This window comes from Caballeronia catudaia, from assembly GCF_001544755.2.
GTDB lineage: Bacteria > Pseudomonadota > Gammaproteobacteria > Burkholderiales > Burkholderiaceae > Caballeronia > Caballeronia catudaia.
This window is the reverse complement of record NZ_FCOF02000033.1, coordinates 54,966-73,168: the sequence shown is the minus strand read 5'-3', so window position 1 is coordinate 73,168 and position 18,203 is coordinate 54,966. Positions and strand designations below refer to the sequence as shown.

The 18,203-nt window shown below is 61.3% G+C and carries 18 protein-coding genes; 14 read left to right on the top strand and 4 right to left on the bottom strand.

What is annotated here, in order from left to right; all coding sequences use genetic code 11:
• From AWB75_RS26800 to AWB75_RS26785, 4 genes are all read left to right on the top strand, one after another.
• Nucleotides 1-771 (top strand): DUF2345 domain-containing protein (locus AWB75_RS26800; RefSeq protein WP_143746509.1); only part of this gene is annotated, 771 nt, incomplete at its 5' end.
• 2 nt (nt 772-773) lie between these two features.
• Nucleotides 774-2,063: a hypothetical protein gene (locus tag AWB75_RS26795; RefSeq protein WP_159462809.1), complete on the top strand. Its 1,290-nt coding sequence runs from the start codon at nt 774-776 to the stop codon at nt 2,061-2,063.
• A 24-nt stretch (nt 2,064-2,087) separates the two neighbouring features.
• Nucleotides 2,088-3,179 (top strand): phospholipase D-like domain-containing protein, encoded by a 1,092-nt coding sequence (locus AWB75_RS26790; RefSeq protein ID WP_061127049.1) that lies wholly within the window; start codon nt 2,088-2,090, stop codon nt 3,177-3,179.
• Nucleotides 3,179-4,216, top strand: a complete 1,038-nt coding sequence (locus tag AWB75_RS26785) for a hypothetical protein (protein ID WP_061127048.1) — start codon at nt 3,179-3,181, stop codon at nt 4,214-4,216. Before AWB75_RS26790 ends, AWB75_RS26785 begins: the two co-directional genes overlap by 1 nt.
• A 362-nt stretch (nt 4,217-4,578) precedes the next feature.
• On the opposite strand, the gene AWB75_RS26780 is transcribed toward AWB75_RS26785, so the two are convergent.
• The gene (locus AWB75_RS26780; protein ID WP_061127047.1) at nt 4,579-5,634 is read right to left on the bottom strand and encodes a substrate-binding domain-containing protein; all 1,056 of its coding nucleotides are present in this window, start codon (nt 5,632-5,634) and stop codon (nt 4,579-4,581) included.
• A gap of 227 nt (nt 5,635-5,861) precedes the next feature.
• Between AWB75_RS26780 and AWB75_RS26775 the strand changes: the two genes are divergently transcribed.
• From AWB75_RS26775 to AWB75_RS26755, 5 genes are read left to right on the top strand one after another with little or no spacing between them, the layout of a single operon-like run.
• On the top strand, nt 5,862-6,872 hold the full coding sequence (locus tag AWB75_RS26775) for a substrate-binding domain-containing protein (protein ID WP_087086869.1): 1,011 nt from the start codon (nt 5,862-5,864) through the stop codon (nt 6,870-6,872).
• Nucleotides 6,873-6,885: 13 nt separating this feature from the next.
• Complete coding sequence (locus AWB75_RS26770; protein ID WP_061127046.1) at nt 6,886-8,418, top strand: sugar ABC transporter ATP-binding protein; 1,533 nt, start codon at nt 6,886-6,888, stop codon at nt 8,416-8,418.
• Nucleotides 8,411-9,415, top strand: coding sequence for an ABC transporter permease (locus AWB75_RS26765; protein WP_087086868.1), 1,005 nt, complete (start codon nt 8,411-8,413; stop codon nt 9,413-9,415). Before AWB75_RS26770 ends, AWB75_RS26765 begins: the two co-directional genes overlap by 8 nt.
• Nucleotides 9,412-10,422, top strand: coding sequence for an ABC transporter permease (locus AWB75_RS26760; RefSeq protein ID WP_061127045.1), 1,011 nt, complete (start codon nt 9,412-9,414; stop codon nt 10,420-10,422). The genes AWB75_RS26765 and AWB75_RS26760 overlap by 4 nt, the downstream gene beginning before the upstream one ends.
• Complete coding sequence (locus AWB75_RS26755) at nt 10,419-11,294, top strand: sugar phosphate isomerase/epimerase family protein (protein ID WP_061127044.1); 876 nt, start codon at nt 10,419-10,421, stop codon at nt 11,292-11,294. Before AWB75_RS26760 ends, AWB75_RS26755 begins: the two co-directional genes overlap by 4 nt.
• A 58-nt stretch (nt 11,295-11,352) precedes the next feature.
• Here AWB75_RS26755 and AWB75_RS26750 read toward each other — a convergent pair whose 3' ends face one another.
• On the bottom strand, nt 11,353-12,654 hold the full coding sequence (locus tag AWB75_RS26750; protein ID WP_061127043.1) for an aspartate aminotransferase family protein: 1,302 nt from the start codon (nt 12,652-12,654) through the stop codon (nt 11,353-11,355).
• Nucleotides 12,655-12,728: 74 nt separating this feature from the next.
• Between AWB75_RS26750 and AWB75_RS26745 the strand changes: the two genes are divergently transcribed.
• The 4 genes from AWB75_RS26745 (at nt 12,729) to AWB75_RS26730 (ending at nt 15,071) form a co-directional block, all read left to right on the top strand.
• Complete coding sequence (locus AWB75_RS26745) at nt 12,729-13,619, top strand: LysR family transcriptional regulator (RefSeq protein ID WP_061127042.1); 891 nt, start codon at nt 12,729-12,731, stop codon at nt 13,617-13,619.
• A gap of 8 nt (nt 13,620-13,627) precedes the next feature.
• Nucleotides 13,628-14,116, top strand: a complete 489-nt coding sequence (locus AWB75_RS26740; RefSeq protein ID WP_061127041.1) for a helix-turn-helix domain-containing protein — start codon at nt 13,628-13,630, stop codon at nt 14,114-14,116.
• On the top strand, nt 14,113-14,520 hold the full coding sequence (locus tag AWB75_RS26735; RefSeq protein ID WP_061127040.1) for a VOC family protein: 408 nt from the start codon (nt 14,113-14,115) through the stop codon (nt 14,518-14,520). The genes AWB75_RS26740 and AWB75_RS26735 overlap by 4 nt, the downstream gene beginning before the upstream one ends.
• Nucleotides 14,521-14,582: 62 nt before the next feature.
• The gene (locus tag AWB75_RS26730) at nt 14,583-15,071 is read left to right on the top strand and encodes an SLATT domain-containing protein (RefSeq protein WP_061127039.1); all 489 of its coding nucleotides are present in this window, start codon (nt 14,583-14,585) and stop codon (nt 15,069-15,071) included.
• Nucleotides 15,072-15,101: 30 nt separating this feature from the next.
• Here AWB75_RS26730 and AWB75_RS26725 read toward each other — a convergent pair whose 3' ends face one another.
• Nucleotides 15,102-15,947, bottom strand: a complete 846-nt coding sequence (locus AWB75_RS26725) for a bile acid:sodium symporter family protein (protein ID WP_061127038.1) — start codon at nt 15,945-15,947, stop codon at nt 15,102-15,104.
• 4 nt (nt 15,948-15,951) lie between these two features.
• Nucleotides 15,952-16,353: a YidH family protein gene (locus tag AWB75_RS26720; RefSeq protein ID WP_200823039.1), complete on the bottom strand. Its 402-nt coding sequence runs from the start codon at nt 16,351-16,353 to the stop codon at nt 15,952-15,954.
• Nucleotides 16,354-16,785: 432 nt separating this feature from the next.
• Between AWB75_RS26720 and AWB75_RS26715 the strand changes: the two genes are divergently transcribed.
• Nucleotides 16,786-18,162, top strand: a complete 1,377-nt coding sequence (locus AWB75_RS26715; RefSeq protein WP_061127036.1) for an anaerobic sulfatase maturase — start codon at nt 16,786-16,788, stop codon at nt 18,160-18,162.
• Nucleotides 18,163-18,203: the final 41 nt, after the last annotated feature.

The following is an 18,203-nucleotide window of genomic DNA, read 5'->3' as shown; positions in this document are numbered from 1 at the left end:
CTGGTGTCCATATTCGCGCAGCGGCTTGGATTGAAGCTCTTCGCGGCCAAGGGGCCGGTCGAGATTCAGGCGCAGAGCGATGCGATGTCGCTTGTGGCGGACAAGGATGTCACGATCGCGAGCGTGAATGGGAAGGTGACTGTCGCCGCTGCGAAGGAACTCGTTCTTGAATGCGGCGGTGCGTTCGTGCAACTGAAGGATGGGAACATTACCTTGGGTGGACCGGGGGATCTGTTCTTCAAGACCATCACAATACAGAAGCAAGGCGCGGCTTCCATTTATCCGAAGCTCGGCCCACTACCGCCTCAACCTCAACAAGGACCGGTGAAATTCAACATGCTGCTGACCGACATGCCTGGACCGAATGGTCATGCACAGATCAATACCGCGTGGCGTATGGTGCAGGCCACAAGCGCGGAGGAAGCCTTGATGTCGTCGGAGACGCTCTTGAGCGGTACAAGTAGTGAGACGGGGCAGTTAATTCTCTCGGATGCAGATCAGGGCAAACTGCACGAGGCTTATAACAGCGGCCCCGGCCAAGTTTGGCTTGCATACGGTGGTCAAGCGCGCGCCCTCATGCTGAACACCAGTGTCGACGATATGCCCGATGGGTCGAAGCTCTATTCGGCGCTGGATGCGTTGGGGTACAGCGATCAGATGTTCGTCGCACAGCAGTCCGATATTGAGGGGGCAGGGTATCCATTGGCGCGTCAAGAGCTGCAAACGAACAATGTCCAAGCGCTGCTTAGCAAGCTCAGAGGAGGCGCATGACCATGAACGACGTCATTGCACAAGCAATACCGGAAGGTAATCTGTTTGACTATGAAGTGCCAACGATCCGACAACTGGTCGACAGCGCGGGCAAAGCCTATAAAGCTTTCGCCACGGAGAACGTGTGGGTCTTGAATGGGCAGCAGCAGTTTGCTTTCCCCCGATACGGAAACAAGGTAGTTCCCTTTACGTCCGGGGAGGATTACTTTGCGAACCTCTGCGACGCCCTTGTTGCCGCACAAAGCACGATCTACATCGTGGACTGGATGATCAATTGGGACGCGCAGATGAAGCCCGTTGGTAAGGGTGTCTCCGCACGGCTCTTTGATGTTTTGCTATCTGCGGTCAAAGCCAATTCGCAACTCAAGGTCTACGTGATGCCGTGGGCCCACGCAGCGCCGGTACAAACCTACGATGCCTCAACTAAAACGGTGTTGGAAGCCATCAACACGCTTGCGGGCAGGCAGTGCGTGTGGGTCAACCTTGCGGGTTCGCTCGCTGATGACGACGCAAGCTTTTTCAGTCATCACCAGAAGTTTGTCGTGATTGACGAGACCATTGCGTTTGTCGGCGGCATGGACTTGTGCTACGGCCGTTTCGATGACGCGACATACGATCTCAAGGCCGACGCCAAGGGACGCGACGGCATGAACCGGTACAACGGTTGTATTCCTCATCTGGGCACGATGTCGCCAGAGCGCGTAGTCAATCCTTTCAAGTTCGATGCTGCCATGCTTAAGCGGGTTGAATCTGGCGCGTTGCAAACGGACTATCAGAGCGAAACGCCAGGCTGGTCTTCCGTGAGTTCCCCAGGGCCAAACTACGCCACGCTGGATCCCGCGATCCAACCGCGCATGCCTTGGCAGGATGTGAACGTGCGGATCGAAGGACCGTCAGCGTATGATGTGGCGTGCAACTTCGTCTTGCGCTGGAATAGCGAAGGCGGCGCTAAACGGGTCACGCTTGCCTTTCCGAAGCATGAGCCTGAATATCAGAGCGGGCAATGCGGCGTACAAGTGCTGCGCAGCGCGCCGGCTAACATGCGCAGGTCCGAACATGGTGGTCTGAGTCGGGAAGACACCGGGAAGTTGCCACCTCCGAGCGGGAAGCAGTGCGAGATCGCACTGGGCATGCGTAATCTGATCCGTCAGGCGACCTCCTTCATCTACATCGAAAACCAGTTCTTCGTTTCTGGCTTCGTGTCCGAGCATACCAACAGCGATGCCCAGGCCGCCGATGTGAAGACATCCCAGCCGCTGTCGGGGCCTGCTGCGCTGGTAGTAGGACAGTGAGGGGCGCAGTGGGCCACAAGAAAGATGGCCACTCATGAGTTCGAGGCGCCGAAGAACTTCATCTGTGAGGAACTGGGCAATCGCATCGGTCGCACGATCATGTCCGGAGTGAAGGAACACTTCCACGTCATCATCACGCTGCCGGTGCATCCTGAGGGCGCGTTGAATGATGGCTCTGTGATGACGCAGGTCCATTGGACTATGCAGTCGTTGGTGTTCGGCTCGTTTAGCCTGCTCAATCGGGTGCGGCGCTTTATCAAGGCCAAGGAATTGTTCGACGCCAAGGCGAAAGACTGGAAGGAGGTATTGAGCGAGGTCGAGGATCGCCGTTACGAGGATATCGATCTGGAGCGGTGTCGAGAATATGTGACGCTGCTCAATCTGCGCAACTGGGAGAAGCTCGGCGATCGATACGTCACCGAGCAGATCTACGTGCATAACAAGACGATGATCGTCGATGACCGATTCGCGATTGTGGGCAGCGCCAACATCAACGATCGCAGCATGCTGGGTTCGCGCGACTCCGAGATCGCCGTGTTGATAGCGGATACTGAGACTGAGCAGCATGACATCGACGGCAGCGGAAAGCCGAAGATCACGCGCAACTTTGCGAGGACGTTGCGCAAGGCGCTGTGGAGCAAGATCTTTGGGATTACGGGCAATGTTAGACCGGCCGCATCGTTGAAGATGGCAGTGGAGCAGCCGGCTAATCCGGCGAGCTGGAAGGCGATTCAACAAATCGCGGACGCGAATACGGCAGTGTATGAGGCGGCATTCCCTTTTATTCCCCGAGACAGGCCCCATAAGGAAGCGCCGCTGCGTTCGGACTTTGCGTCAATATGGCCGATGTGGAATCCCAACGGGAAGCCCGAAGATATAATGATGCCATTCAACGAATCTTTCTGGCTCCAGCAACAGACTTCGTCCAGCGCTGCGACAAAACTGACGCAAATAAAAGGGTTCATTGTTTCTCTGGCAATCTACTGGACTAAGAATGAGAACAACAACTTGTTGTATGCCACTTCTTTGGTTGTAGAAGCCGTTCCGCAGAACGCAAGTTCTTTGAAAGAACAGGCAGCGCTCTCCGTGGTCGAGAATCGACAAGGAGCTGTCTGATGAACATCGCGTCTATTGTCAGGCGTTTGACCGGCGTTATTTTGGGCACGTGGCTAACGTATTCTCAAATCACGCCCACAACGGCAAGCGAACATCGAGAATGTGTTGGGCGCTATGAACTGACATTACCGGATGATTTTGAGGTTGCGACTACGCGACTTAAAATCAGGGAGAAGTATGTGGAACATACGACAGAATTTCCTGACGGAGAGATAGCGCCGCTGTCATCCTTCATTGCCAATGGAGACTTTCAGATAACGCGAGGACTATCGAAGTCGGACTATGAAAGGATTATGAGTGACGTTAGAGCCGGCCTGAGAGAATACGATGACTATGTTCGCTTGTCGAACGTTCGCACCGGTCGCATGGACACTGTTGCATTTTTAGGTAGTCGTTCCGGAGAGTTCTATTTGTACAAAGGGGATTTCTTCGTTAGCTTCCATACTGCGGATTTTTCTACAGCTACCGGAGAGGATGCCGCTAAGAACGTGAATGCGCAATTGATGTCCACGTTGTCGGGATTGAAGTTTCGTGAGATTGGATCGGTTCCTCGCGAAGCAGGCGACTGTTTGCCGTACTTGTTCATTCGCAAAGAGAGGATTGATGCTCGGAAGATAGGCGTGACATTCCGGTTGGAACGCCATCCAGATGTGACCATCTTCATTCTGGACGATGCCAGCCGCGCAAAAGCTAATCTTACGTCGCGCCAGAAAAACGAGTTCGCCTGGAAGTATTCCGGATTGGGAGTACAAGTGGAGCTTGACCACGAGCCCGTGCCCTTCCACACCGTTGATTTGGATGGACGAAACGGCGTGTCGAGCTTCGGCACGATCACCCGCAATGACGGCACGACTGACTACGGCTACTTGGCCACTGTACAAGGCGATCCCAATGCTCCACTCGATACTCCTGATCTAATGTTGTTGGTTCAGCGTACAGCGAAGTATGCCAAAGGAAACCCGCCGATTTCGCCCGAAGAGCTTAAGCGAATGGCGAAAGACATCGCTGCGTCCGTCAAGCGTCGACCCGTGCAATAAAAGCGTAGATCAAGAAATGTGTGAGATTTCATCGCATCCCTTTCGACCCGTCTTCTACTGCTAGCTGTTGTGCATTGCTCCCATGTCGTGGTCCATACCCACATTTCTCGAAATCGAGCAACCTAAATCAGTCTTGCTTCCAAATGGTTGCCAACGCTATTCGCCATTGCATTAGGCTTGGCCGGTGTCGTCCTACTGCTGTGGCCGCACGAAAAACCTACGCAAAGCCTTGAGTTTTGGGCCCTTCTCATCGGCGCGCCGTCCATCGCGTGTTGCTGTATTTTCGGCGTGGCTTTGATTCTGCGACTTCGGCGGAGTATCCGCAGCTTTCTTGAATCAAGCGTCTGTCTGTCGGCGCAACATCACCGATCGAACTCCTTCGTCTGCTCCGCTTCTTCGAACATCTTGCCGAAGCCGGTCGGCACGAGCACGACGGAGCGATCGGCGGGATCGTAGTGATCGGCGAGTGCGAACGCTTCCGAGATGATCGTCTGCACGTCCTGGCGCAGCATCGTCACGTCGAAGGACAAGTGGGCCGCGAACGGGTCCCAGTCGAAGCAGCCGACGACCGCCGATCGCCACGCTTCGGGCGATAACGTCGACGTGAACTGCACGAAGCCTTCGAACGCGGTGATCGAGTTCATCAACAGGCCGGACGGCAGCCGGCCCAACTTCTCGTGTCGAAGCGCGAGCGCGTTTCGCGCGGACGCGGCGTTGTAGCCGCAGCTATCGACGGCATCGGCTTTCAACGCGATGCCGCGCGCTTCGAACGCATCGCGAAAGCCCGCGATACGCATGGCCGTCGCGTATTCCCCAGGTATTCCGCCGAGCAGGATCAGCTCGTCCGGCGATTCGCGGCGCGCGATCAGCTTGTCGATGAGCACGTCGGTGATCGCGCGCGCGCCGCCGCGATTGTCCGACACGACCGATGGCGCGCCGTCGCCGGGCAGATCGACGTTGATCGACGGCACGCCCGCCGCGGCGCACAGCGCGTTGAGCGGCGCCGGATTGCGCACGCCGGCGATGAACAGCAGCTCGACGCGTTGCGACAGCAGCGTCTGCGTGACGCTCGCTTCCACCGCCGGATCGCGCTGCGTGCCGACGACGATCGGGCACAGGCCGCGGCTGCGCGCCTGATCCTCGAACGTCTGGGCGAGCCCCGCAAAAAAGCGGTTGCGGTAGTGCGGCAGCACCATGCCCGCGAGCCCCGAGCGCGACAGCCGCAGCCCGCGCGCCTTCATGTTGACGTGGTAGCCGAGCTTGCGCGCGCTTTCGAGCACGCGGTTGGCCGTTTCCTCCTTGATCCGGTAGCGCCGCCAGGTGCCGTTCAGCACCATGCTCACCGTGGACGTCGACGATCCCGTCGCCTTGGCGATGTCGTAGATCGTCGACTTCCTTCCTGAAGTGTTGCCGGCCATCGAGACTGCTCCACGCTGCGTTCGTTTTCCCGAGACGGTAGCCCTTCCCAAAGCGCGAATCGGGCTAGGGTTTGTCCGGGTCGACCCTCATGCTGAATAGTTTCAGCATAGCCCAACCCGGTTGCTGAATGGATTCAGCAACGTGTCAGCAGAACACGGGCGCATCTGGAATTCAATCACTCAACTGGGCGTCGGCTCGGGTTGCGCTGACGTCCTCCGGAGGAGACATGTCCAAGAAAATGATTCGCTCGCTGTGCGCGGGCATGGCGGCGCTTGCATTGGCCATCGGCGCGATCGGCATGGCCGGCGTGGCCTCGGCGTCGCCGGACAAGCCCGTCATCGGCGTCGTCGTGAAGATCGGCGGCATTCCGTGGTTCAACGCGATGGACGCCGGCATCAAGAAGCGCGGCGAGCAACTCGGCGTGAAGGCGTTCATGGTCGGGCCGACGAGCGCCGATCCCGCGCTGCAGGTCCGCGCGATCGAGGATCTCATCGCGCAGAAGGTCGATGTGATCGGCGTCGTGCCGAACGATGCCGAAGTGCTCGAACCGGTGTTGCAGCGCGCCCGCGCGGCGGGCATCAAGGTCATCACGCACGAGTCGCCGAAGCAGAAGAACGCCGACTGGGATTTCGAGCTCGCGTCGGTGAAGGGCTTCGGCGAGGCGTATGCGAAGCGGCTCGGCGAAGCGCTCGGCGGCAAGGGCGAATACGCGGTGTTCGTCGGCTCGCTCACGGTGCCGCTGCATAACGCATGGGCCGATGCGGCTATCGCGTACATCAAGGCGAACTATCCGGGCATGACCCTCGTCGGCGACCGTTATGGCGTCGCGGAAGACGTCGATGCGTCGCGCAAGACCGCGCTCGATCTGATGCGCGCGCATCCGAACCTGAGAGCGATTCTCGCGTTCGGCAGCCAGGGGCCGATCGGCGCGGCGCGTGCCGTGCAGGAAAAGCAGATGAAGGGCAAGGTGGTGGTGCTCGGCCCGTTCTCGCCGGGACAAGGAAGGCGTCTCGTTCACGAGGGCTTCCTGACCGGCGGCTATATGTGGAACCCGGCGCAGGCGGGCGAAGTCTTCGTGACGCTCGGCACGATGGTCGCGAAGGGGCAGCCGATCAAGGACGGCACGAACATTCCGGGTCTCGGCGTCGTGCATCCGGACGGGCATAACCTGATCGTCGATCAACTGGTCGATCTCAACGAGAAGACCGTCGACGAGCTCGCGAAATCGGGCCTTTGAGCGCTTTCGTTCCATGAGCCACGAAGCGTCCATCGCTGTGGAAACGCCCGCCGCGCAAAGCACGCCGCTGCTTCAGCTCGACAACGTCTCGAAGGTCTTCGGCGGCGTCAAGGCGCTGAAGGCCGTGAAGTTCGACGTGATGCCCGGCGAAGTGCTGTGCCTCGCGGGCGAGAACGGCTGCGGCAAGAGCACGATCATCAAGATCATCAACGGCGTGTATCAGCCGGAGCCGGGCGCGGTGATGCTGATGGACGGCGAGTCGATCGAAGGCCTCGATCCGGCGCGCGCGCGCGAGCTCGGCATCCAGGTGATCTGGCAGGATCTCGCGCTCTTTCCCGAGATGACGGTCGCGGAAAACATCGCGTTCGAGCAGAACCTCGGCGCGCGTCCGCGCTTCGTCGACTACGGGAAGATGAAGGACGCGGCGCGGCGGATTCTCGCGCGGCTCGGCGTCGTCATCGATCTGAATCGTTCGGTGCGCTCGCTGTCGATCGCGCAGCGGCAGATCGTCGCCATCGCGCGCGCGCTCGTGCGCGATGCGCGCCTCGTGTTCATGGACGAGCCGACGGCGTCGCTGAGCCACGCTGAAACCGAAGCGTTGCTGGAGATCGTGCGCCGCTTGTCGGCGGACGGCATCGCGGTCGTGTTCGTGAGTCACCGGCTCGCCGAAGTGCTCGAAGTCTGCACGCGCGTGACCGTGCTGCGCGACGGGCAATACGTCGGCACGTTTCCGACCGAAGGCATGACGCAGACGCGTCTCACCGAATTGATGACGGGCCGCACGTTCGATTACGACGTGCGCAAGACGGATCTTTCGAAAGCGCCGGTCGTGCTCGAAGTGAAGGGCTTGTCGCGCGGGCGCGAATACGCCGATATTTCGTTGAGCATAAGAAGGGGTGAAATCCTCGGCGTGACCGGACGTCTCGGCGCGGGACGCACGGAACTCGCGTTGTCGCTCTTCGGCATGACGCGGCCACGCGCGGGATCGATACGCATCGAAGGCCGTGAGATTGCGCTGCGCTCCAATCGCGATGCAATCCGCAAGGGCATCGCGTATGTGTCGGAAGACCGGCTTTCGCTCGGGCTCGTGCAGCCGCAGTCGATCGGCGACAACACGGTCGCCGCCGTACTCGACCGTCTTCTCGACGCGATGCACCTCGTTTCATCGAAGAAACGCAACGAGCTGATACGCGACTGGATCGCGCAGCTCGCCGTGAAGATCGGCAAGCCGGACGATGCCGTATCGACGCTTTCGGGCGGCAACCAGCAACGCATCGTGCTGGCCAAATGGCTCGCGACGAATCCGAAGCTGCTGATCCTCGATTCACCGACCGTCGGCGTCGACGTGGGCGCGCGCGCCGGCATCTTCGCGATCATCCACAAGCTCGCGGCGCAAGGCATGGCGATTCTCCTGATCTCCGACGAAATCCCCGAGGTCTACTTCAACGCCGACCGCATCGTGCATATGCGCAACGGCCGCATCGTCGGGGAATACGTGCCGGGCGCGACGACGATGGAACATATCGAGCGAGACGTCCATGCCTGATCTGCGCAGATTCGGAATCGGTTCGATCGAAGCGCTGCTGATGCTCGTCATCGTCGTGATGATGGTCGGCCTGAGCGTGTCGACATCGACGTTTCTCACGTTGTCCAATCTCTTCGATCTGATCAATCAAAGCTCCGTCAACATCATCTTTGCGGTGGGCCTGCTCGTGGTGCTGATCGCGGGCGGCATCGACATATCGTTCGCGGTGGGCGCATCGGTGGTGCAGTACTTGACGGCGCTCACCGTCATCCGGCTCGGCGGCGGCAACTGGGCGCTCGGCTTCATCGTTGCGGCGTGCTTCGGGTTTCTGCTCGGCGCGGTCAACGGGACGATCATCTATCGCTTTCGCATCGTCTCGATCGTCGTGACCATAGCGACGTTCAACGTATTCTTCGGAGGACTGATGTTCTTGACTGGCGGCGTGTCGGTCTACGACTTGCCGGACTGGTGGGTGGAGCGGGTGTCGATCGTGCATTTCGATACCGCCAGCGGCGCGGCGAATCTCGCGCTGCCAGTGGCGGTGATGATCGCGATGGTCGCGGCGACGTGGTTCCTGCTGCGCCGCACGACCACGGGCCGCCAGCTCTACGCGATGGGCGACAACCCCGAAGCGGCGCGCCGCGTGGGCGTGAACATCGGCGCGATGCATTACGTCGCATTCGGCTGGCTCGGCATGATGGCCGGCATCGCGGGCTTGATGCAGGCGCACTACGTGCAGGAAGTCGTGCCGAATGCGCTCTATGGCCGCGAACTCGATGTTCTCGCCGCGGTCGTTCTGGGCGGCGCGCGGCTCGGCGGCGGGCGCGGCACGATCCTCGGCGCGATTCTCGGCATCCTGCTCACGGCGATCACCGCGAACGGGCTGAACCTGCTCGGCATCTCCCCTTACGCGTTCAAGATGATCATCGGCGCGATCATTCTCGTCGCCATCACGTTGTCGAGCGGCGGCTTCGCGAAGCTCGTCGGTTCGCGCTTCTTGCCCAAGGCCTCGTCATGAAAGACCGCTCGCTCGTTCCCGCGGATGTCGCTGGTTTGCTGGGCTTTCTCGTCGTCGTGATCGTCGGCATGAGCGTGGCGTCGGATCGCTTCTTCACGGCGAGCACGTTCGTATCGGTGGCGTTCCAGTTGCCCGAACTCGGCTTCTTCACGCTCGCGATGCTGATGCCGCTCATCTCGGGCGGCTTCAATCTCGCGGTGACGTTCACGGCCAACATCTCCGGCCTGGCGATGGCTTACGTGCTGCACACGCACGGCGGCGCGGATGCGGGCGCGCTCGCGGTATTGCTCGGCATTCTCGCGGCATTGGCGACGGGCGCGGCGTCGGGCTGGGTGATGGGCGCGGTCATCGCGCGAACCGGCGCGAGCCCGATTCTCGTATCGCTTTCGATGATGATCTTCCTGCGCGGCCTCGGCGAATTCCTCACGCATGGCGGCGATATCTCGGGCTTTCCGCCTTTCGTGCGCGAAATGGGCAACGGCGTGTTCATCGGCGTGCCGATACCGCTGTGGATTTTCATCGGCTGCGCGCTGCTGTGGCATGTCGTGATGACGCGCTCGCGGCTCGGCTTCGCCACGCGCATGATCGGCTCGAATCTCGAAGCGACCCGCTACTCGGGCATCGCGACGACGCGCGCCGTCACGCGCATCTACATGCTGTCCGGGCTGATGTGCGGCGTCGCGGGCGTCGTGATGGCGGCGCAGTTCAACTCGGTGCGCGTCGGTCACGGCGAGGCGTTCCTGCTGATCTCCGTGCTGGCGTGCTTTCTCGGGCGTGTCGATCCGTTCGGCGGCTTCGGGCGTGTCGTGCCGGTCGTGATCGCGCTCGTGATTCTTCAAGTCATCGCGTCGGGGCTGAATCTGCTCGGCGCGAATCAACATCTCGCCACCGCGCTCTGGGGCGTGTTCCTGCTGGCGGTGATGCTCATCCGTTGGGCGTGGGCCAACGGCATTTCGAAAACGCTGGTCCGCAGGCGCGTGACCGCATCGGAGGGAGTCGCACGATGAACAAGCTTGGCGTACACGCACTGGTCTGGGCGGGCGATCTGACGCCGGAATCGACGCGCAAGGTCATCAGCCAGACTAAAGCGGCCGGTTTCGATCTGGTCGAGCTTTCATTGCACGGCCCGAAGGTGATGGATCTTTCGCTGGCGCGTGATTTGCTGCAAGAGCATGGCCTGGATATCGGCTGCTCGCGCGGCCTGACTTTCGATGCGGACGTATCCAGCGAAGACAGCGCGACGGTCGCGCGCGGCGTCGCGTTGCTGGAAGAGGGCATCACGATTACTTCCGAACTGGGCGGCCATTATTTCGGCGGCATTCTCTATGGCGCGATGGCGAAGTACTCCGCGCCCGTCTCGAAGCAAGGGCGTCGAAATTCGGTGGATTCCCTGAAGCGCATCGCCGAATTCGCGCAGAAGAAGAACGTGACGCTGGGGCTCGAAGTCGTGAATCGCTATGAAAGCAATATGCTGAATACGGCTTCGCAAGCGCTCGCGCTGATCGATGAAGTGAATGCGCCGAATGTCGTCGTGCATCTCGATACCTATCACATGAACATCGAGGAATCGGACTTCATGCAGCCGGTGCTGGAATGCGGCAAGCGGCTAGGTTATGTGCATATCGGCGAAAGCAATCGCGGTTATCTCGGCTCGGGCACGATCGACTTCTCGCAGTTCTTTCACGCGCTCGCGATGATCGGTTATCAGGGCGTCGTCACGTTCGAGAGCTTTTCATCGACGGTCGTGAACGAGCAGTTGTCGAACACGCTGGCGATCTGGCGCAACCTGTGGGACGACGGCATGGATCTCGCCACGCATGCGCGCGAATTCATCGCGGGCGGGATCAATGCGGCGGCGAAGGCGCGGTCGCATCATTGATTTTTCGCGGCGCCGCTTGATCGGCGGCGCCTTCTTGCGTTACTAGTTGCGCTGACGCCTACAGCGATCGCTCGATCGCCTTGCCGAGCAGGTCGAGTCCGAGGTCGATCTCTTCCTCGCTCACGGTCAGCGGCGGCGCGATGCGGAACACGCCGCCCATGCCCGGCAATTGCACGATGTTCATGCTCAGGCCCAGATTCATGCACTCGCGCGTGATCTTGGCGCCCAGGCCATCGGCGGGCTCTTTCGTGCGGCGATCCCTGACGATTTCCACGCCCAGCAGCAAGCCGCGTCCGCGTATATCGCCGATGCAGTCGAAGCGCTCCATCAGATCGAGCAGGCCGCGTCTCAGGCGCGCGCTCATCACGTTCGCGCGCGCGACGAGGCCATCGCGCTCGACTACGTCCAGCACGCGCAAGCCCACGGCGGCGGGCAGCGGATCGGAGACGTGCGTCGTATAGAAGAGATAGCCGAGCTCGTGCGCTTTCTCTTCGATCTCCGCCGACGTGACGACCGCCGCGAGCGGCAAGCCCGCGCCGAGCGTCTTCGACAGCGTGAGGATGTCGGGCGTGACGTTATCGCGCTGGCACGCGAACATCGTGCCGGTGCGCCCGATGCCGGTCTGCGCTTCATCGAGAATCAGCAGCATGCCGCGCGCTTCGCACTTGCGCTTCAGCGCCGCCATGTAGCCTTCCGGCAGTTCGATGATGCCGCCCGAACTCAGAATCGGCTCCGCGATGAACGCGGCGAGATTGCCGCTCGACTGGCGATCGATGAGATCGAACGCGTAATCCAGTTCCGCGAGCCAGTCGTACTGCCCGTTGCGCTCGAAGCGCGCGCGGTACGCGAACGGCGCGGGAATCGCGAACGATCCGACCGCCGCCGGGCCCACGCCCTTGCGCCCGGCGCTGTACGTCGCGGACGCAGCGTGGCCCGTCATGCCGTGCCACGACTGCGCGAAGCCGACCACTTCGTAACGCCCGGTGACGAGCTTGGCCATGCGGATCGCGGCCTCGTTCGACTCCGCGCCGGTGCTGAGCAGGAGCGCGCGATCGAGGCCGGCGGGCGTGATATCGGCGAGACGCGTGGCGAGATCGACCACGGGACGCGACAGCATCCCGCTGAAGAGATGGTCCAGCTTGCCGGCATATTCGCTTATCACCGAGACGATGTCCGGATGGCTGTGGCCGAGCACCGCGCTCATTTGTCCCGACGTGAAATCGAGAATCGCGCGGCCGTCGGCGTCGTAGACAAAGCTCCCCTGCGCGCGCTCGATGATCATCGGCTCGAACGTGCCGCCGTAGCGTATGAGGTGCTGCCTGGCGTTGCGCCAGAAAGTTGCGTCGTTGTTCAGGGACACCGTGCTTCTCGTGGCGATGATGAGGAATTTGCAGTGTAGACGGCGCGCTGATTTAATAGAATCGAATAGTTCTAATGCGAGCCAGAAGCGGAGCTAATACCTTGAGTCTTTCGCTTGAAATCGAACTGTTGCGTTCGTTCGCCGTCATCGCGGAGGCGCGGGCGCTGAGTCGCGCCGCCGAGCGCATCGGCCGCACGCAATCGGCGCTCAGCCAGCAGATGAAGCGGCTGGAAGACATCGTCGATCAGCCGCTCTTTCAGCGCACCGGGCGCGGCGTCGTGCTGACGAATCCCGGCGAGCGTTTGCTGATTCACGCGCAACGCATCTTGCGTCTGCACGACGAGGCGATGGCCGATCTGTGCGGCAAAGGTTTGTCCGGCAGCATCCGTTTCGGCTGTCCCGATGACTACGCCGCCGTCTTCCTCCCGGCGCTGCTGCGGCAGTTTTCCAGCCAGCATCCGCATGCGCTGGTGGAAGTCGTGTGCGGCCCGACGCCGCGGCTCGCCGAGCAACTGAAGAAACGCGCGCTCGATCTCGCGATGATCTCGCTCCCCGAAGACACCACCGGCACCGCCGATGACATGATCCGGCGGGAGCAGCTCGTCTGGGTCGGCGGTCCGGGCATGGATTCCGCGCATTACGATCCGCTGCCGCTCGCGCTCTCCGACCCCGACACGCTCGACCACATCGCCGCGTGCGACGCGTTGCAGCGCGCGGGCAGGGCGTATCGCATCGCGTATGCGAGCAGCAGTCTCGCCGGTCTCACGGCGCTGGTCCGGTCGGGGCAGGCGTTCGCCGTGATCACGCAGACGGCCGTGCCCGCCGATCTCTGCGTGCTGAACGCGGATGCCGCGCTGCCCGCGTTGCCGCGCGTCGGCATATCGCTGAAATTTTCGCGGGAGCGTCCGTCGCTTTTGACGGCGGCGTTCGCCGAGCACATCCGACTGACGCTACCCTTGCTCTGACTTTTCCAATGAACGACGTTCTCGAAGATCCCGCCCTGCTGCGCCGGCTTTTGCGCGCGAAAGACCGCATGGACGCGTCGTCGCACGAAGACTGGCCCGTCAAGCGGCTGGCGGAAGTCAGCGGTGTCTCCGAAGCCCATTTCGCGCGCTCGTTCAAACGCGCGTTCGGCCTTCCGCCGCATCGCTATTTGCTGACGCGGCGCATCGAGCAGGCCGTCACGCTCCTGCGCGACACCGATCTCGCCATCACGGATATCGCCTTCGTCACCGGCTGGGAAAGCCTCGGCACCTTCGGCCGCATCTTTCGCGACATCACCGGGCGCAGTCCGAGTGCGATGCGCGCCGAATCGCGCGCCGCCGTGCCCGCGCTCGATCGCGTGCCCGCGTGCGTGCTGAAGGCCGCGCAGCGCCCCGATCTCACGATCGCAGTTTTGGAGAAGCGGCGGCGCGTCGCAAAAGCTAAAGTGCGGCCATCATCAACCAAGGAGGTCACATGAACCAGGGCATCAATGTGGTGGGCGTGTATGTCGACGATCAGGACGAAGCGCTCGCGTTTTATGTCGACAAGCTCGGATTCCGCGTCCACACGGACGTGCGCAACGGTACATACCGATGGCTCACCGTGCAGCATCCGGATCAGCCGTCGTTCCAGCTCGGCCTGTTCGCGCCTGGCGCGCCCATCCACGACGACGCCACCGCGCAAACGCTGCGCGCGATGGTCGCGAAGGGCGCGATGCCGCCGCTCGTGCTGTCGGTCGCGGACTGCCGCGCGGATTATGAGCGGCTGAAAGCGCGCGGCGTGGAGTTCACGCAGGAGCCGGTCGAGCGCTACGGCAGCGTCGATGCCGGGTTTCGCGACCCCGCTGGCAATGGCTGGAAAATGATTCAGGCGGCGCGTTGACCGGGACATGAACTGTCCGGGTTCTTAAGCATCATGAGGTCTGTTCTTAAAATGTTTAAGACATGACCGCTACGCCCCATACCTTCGAACCGTCTCGCGACATGCAATCGCTCGTGCTGGAGTGGATCCGGCGCGCGCGCGAATCGCAGATCCGTCACTACACGATGGCCGACCGGCTCACGGCCTGCGGCAGACGGCTCGGGCTGGCCGTCATCGGCATCACGGCGGCCACGGGCACGTCGGCGTTTCTGTCGCTCGTCGCGACGGCGGTGTCGCCCGATGTGCGCGTCGTCATCGGCATGACGAGCATGAGCGCCGCCGTGCTCGCGTCGCTCCAGACGTTCCTGCGCTACGGCGAGCGCGCCGAGCTGCATCGCCGGGCGGGCGCGCAGTACGGGGCCGTGCGGCGGCGGCTCGAAGCGATCCACGCCGCCGATCCCTGCGTGCACGACCCACGCGCGATCGACGCCGTGCGCGACGAGCTCGATCACATCGCGCAGAACGCGCCGCATCTGCCGCGCAGGCTGGCGCGCGTCGCGGCGCGTGGGTGACGGGTCATATCTGCAATGCGATGAAGGGCGTCAGGCGGCGGGCGCGACGGCAGCGCTTCGTCGCCGCCAGCTCAGATAGACGCTCGAAACGAAAAACGCGGTGACGAAGTACGCCACGACGAGCACCAGGGTTCTCACCCCGACGAACTCGCCCGCGACTATCAGCGCAATGCCGACGTGCCGCATCGCGCTGGCGATCGCGAGCGCTGTCCGATTGTCGGGGTCCGGTCCGCCGAGAAGGTGGCCGATGAACATGGCGATGACCATCAGCATCGCAAGCGAGAGCACGCCTTGCCAGGTGAGCCCCGCGAGGTGCTCTCGGTGAGCGATCATCAGGACGATGCCGGCGACCGCGAGCACAATCCAGGCGATCTTCATGATCCGGCTCGACAGCCGTTCGGACGCGGCCGGAAAAAGGAAGCGAAGTCCCATGCCGAGCATGATCGGCAGAAGAATGGTCTTGGAAATGTCAAGGACGACAGTGCGTATCGATAGTTTCACTTCGACGTCGAAGTACGCGCCCAGCAACGCCGTCCACACAGGCACGGCGACGATGGCGACGAGCGAAGACGTGATCAGCAGGCTAAAAATGAAATGCTCGCCATGCAGCTTCTTGAGCCTGTTGGGAAGCAGCGGAGCGCCCGCGGACACGGCGAGCGTCAGCATCGCCGCCTTCACGCCCCGCTCTATGGGCATGATCAGCACGAGGCCGAACGCGACCAGCGGAACGAGAACATACATCGCGGCAAGCGAGCGGAGCAGCAGCCCGGGCCGCCGCCATATATAAGTCAGTTCGGAAAACGAAGTGCCCGCGCCGACGCATGCGATCAGCACGGCAATGGACAGCTTGAGCAGGATCAGCAGTATTTCAGTCACGATCTCAGAGCAACCGTATGACGATGCTCAGAAAGAGAAAGCTACCCGAAAGCGCCATGACCAACGCGACGAAGAAGGTCGGCCGGCGAACGCTGACGGGCTGATGCGCACGCAGGCTGACGATGAATCGCCAGTACTCGATCGTTCCCATCACCATCGCGACCGTGCCCATTCCTGTCAGAAAAAGGCCGATGGTTCGAGGACTATGCGGATGCGCCAGATGAACGCCGGCTTCCCTGAATCCTTCGAGCAGCTTGTAGATCGTGAAGCCGAAGCTGATCATCGAGAGCGCGGTGCGCGTCCATGCCATCAGGGTGCGATCGGCCGCCATCAGCGTGCGCGTCGTGGCGAGGTCGGTTCGCTCCTCGGCGAGCTGGTTTGCCGTGCGCGCTTCCGCGTTAGCCACACCCACCTCCGTGTGATTTGCCGGCCCGGGGATAAAGGCGCTCGCATGCGTCAACGTTAATCTAGTTCATGCGGCGCGCGATTGCGAGAAGCGCGCATGTCGAAAGCGCGGTCATCTCATATATCGGGATTCAGTGACGCGATACTTATGTACGTGCTTCCGTGGACGTCACCCACTGCAAGTTTCGCGCGATGCGTTCGATTCGAAACCGCGAAATTGCGTTTGCTTTCCGGACACAAGCTGCCTTAAATACGAAGCACGCTTGTTCTGCGGCTTTCTGCTTCCGAATTTCTGCGCACCAGATGTTGAGGCGCCCGACGGACGGTGTCGGGCAATCTTTCTGCCCGTTGACGATCAAGGGGTGTTACGGCGATGGAGGCCACGTTGCGGTCATGCGCTTCGCCATCGAGTCATGACGATCCCAGGCCCGCCGTGAGCCGGCCGCCGGACGCGCCGCCGCGCTTTCATCTGCTCGCCAAGCCTAGCGGTTCGACCTGCAACATCGACTGCAAGTACTGCTTTTTTTTGTCGAAAGAGGCGCTGTATCCGAACGAAAAGCATCGGATGTCTCAGGCGACGCTCGAAACCTACATTCGCCAGTTGCTGGAATCGCACCGCACGCCAGAGGTCACCGTGGCGTGGCAAGGCGGCGAGCCTACGCTCATGAAGGTGGAGTTCTTCAGGCACGCGGTCGAATTCGTCGACAGGCACCGCAGGCCCGGACAGGTCGTGAAACACACCTTTCAGACCAACGGCATTCTTCTCGACGACGAATGGTGCGAGTTCTTTAAAGAACATGACTTTCTCGTGGGCCTGAGTGTCGATGGCCCGCGCGAGATTCACGACACCTTTCGCGTCGATCGCCGTGCGCAGGGCACCTTCGATCTCGTGATGAACGGGTGGAAGCAATTGCGCAAGCATGACGTCGAATTCAACATTCTGTGCACGGTCAATTCCGCCAATGAGCAACATGGCCGCTCGGTGTATCGCTTCTTTCGCGATGAACTCGGCGCGAAGTGGATTCAATTCATTCCGATCATCGAGCGCGCAACGCAACAGACGATTCAACTGGCGAATCGCGGCTGGAGCGAGCAGGCGGGCCACAAGCGCGTGCTTTATACGCAGACCGGCAATCTCGTCACCGATCGTTCGGTCGGCGCGAAGCAGTATGGTTTCTTTCTCGTCGATGTCTTCGAGGAATGGCTGCGCCACGACGTCGGCCGCGTCTTCGTGCAATTGTTCGATGTGACGCTGGAGGCTATGTTCGGCCGTCATTTGTTATGCATTCACGCGCCGACCTGCGGCCTCGGCCCCGCGCTCGAATACAACGGAGATCTGTATTCCTGCGATCACTTCGTCGAACCAGGATATCGCCTGGGCAATATCCACGAAACGCACATGCTGGAACTCATGGCATCGCCCGAACAACGCAAGTTCGGACTCGACAAGCGCGATTCGCTGACAGCCCAGTGTAAAAGCTGCGAAGTGAAGATGCTGTGCAACGGCGGATGTCCGAAGGACCGTTTCGCGCTTTCGCGGGACGGCGAAGCAGGGCATAACTATCTGTGCCCCGGTCTCGAGCTGTTCTTTACGCAGTCGCGCCACGCGATGGAGACGATGGCGAAACTCTATCGCGATGGCCAGCCGCCGTCTGACGTCATGGCGATAACCGCCAGCGAAGATAAAAGGCGCGGTCCTTATGCGCCTTGTCCGTGCGGCAGTGGCAGGAAGTTCAAATTCTGCCACGGCGATAACGCGCCGCGTCGTTCGTTCCACCCAGGGAGCAGTGAAGAGCGGCGCACGTCGTGACGGGATGTTGGCGCCCGATGACGTCGGTGGCCGTTACAGCT

Coding starts and splice junctions, on each gene's coding strand:
- AWB75_RS26770 (WP_061127046.1), top strand. CDS start 6,886: ATGAGCCACGAAGCGTCCATCGCTGTGGAAACGCCCGCCGCGCAAAGC.
- AWB75_RS26755 (WP_061127044.1), top strand. CDS start 10,419: ATGAACAAGCTTGGCGTACACGCACTGGTCTGGGCGGGCGATCTGACG.
- AWB75_RS26765 (WP_087086868.1), top strand. CDS start 8,411: ATGCCTGATCTGCGCAGATTCGGAATCGGTTCGATCGAAGCGCTGCTG.
- AWB75_RS26740 (WP_061127041.1), top strand. CDS start 13,628: ATGAACGACGTTCTCGAAGATCCCGCCCTGCTGCGCCGGCTTTTGCGC.
- AWB75_RS26785 (WP_061127048.1), top strand. CDS start 3,179: ATGAACATCGCGTCTATTGTCAGGCGTTTGACCGGCGTTATTTTGGGC.
- AWB75_RS26790 (WP_061127049.1), top strand. CDS start 2,088: ATGGCCACTCATGAGTTCGAGGCGCCGAAGAACTTCATCTGTGAGGAA.
- AWB75_RS26760 (WP_061127045.1), top strand. CDS start 9,412: ATGAAAGACCGCTCGCTCGTTCCCGCGGATGTCGCTGGTTTGCTGGGC.
- AWB75_RS26795 (WP_159462809.1), top strand. CDS start 774: ATGAACGACGTCATTGCACAAGCAATACCGGAAGGTAATCTGTTTGAC.
- AWB75_RS26780 (WP_061127047.1), bottom strand. CDS start 5,634: ATGGCCGGCAACACTTCAGGAAGGAAGTCGACGATCTACGACATCGCC.
- AWB75_RS26735 (WP_061127040.1), top strand. CDS start 14,113: ATGAACCAGGGCATCAATGTGGTGGGCGTGTATGTCGACGATCAGGAC.
- AWB75_RS26730 (WP_061127039.1), top strand. CDS start 14,583: ATGACCGCTACGCCCCATACCTTCGAACCGTCTCGCGACATGCAATCG.
- AWB75_RS26775 (WP_087086869.1), top strand. CDS start 5,862: ATGTCCAAGAAAATGATTCGCTCGCTGTGCGCGGGCATGGCGGCGCTT.
- AWB75_RS26745 (WP_061127042.1), top strand. CDS start 12,729: ATGCGAGCCAGAAGCGGAGCTAATACCTTGAGTCTTTCGCTTGAAATC.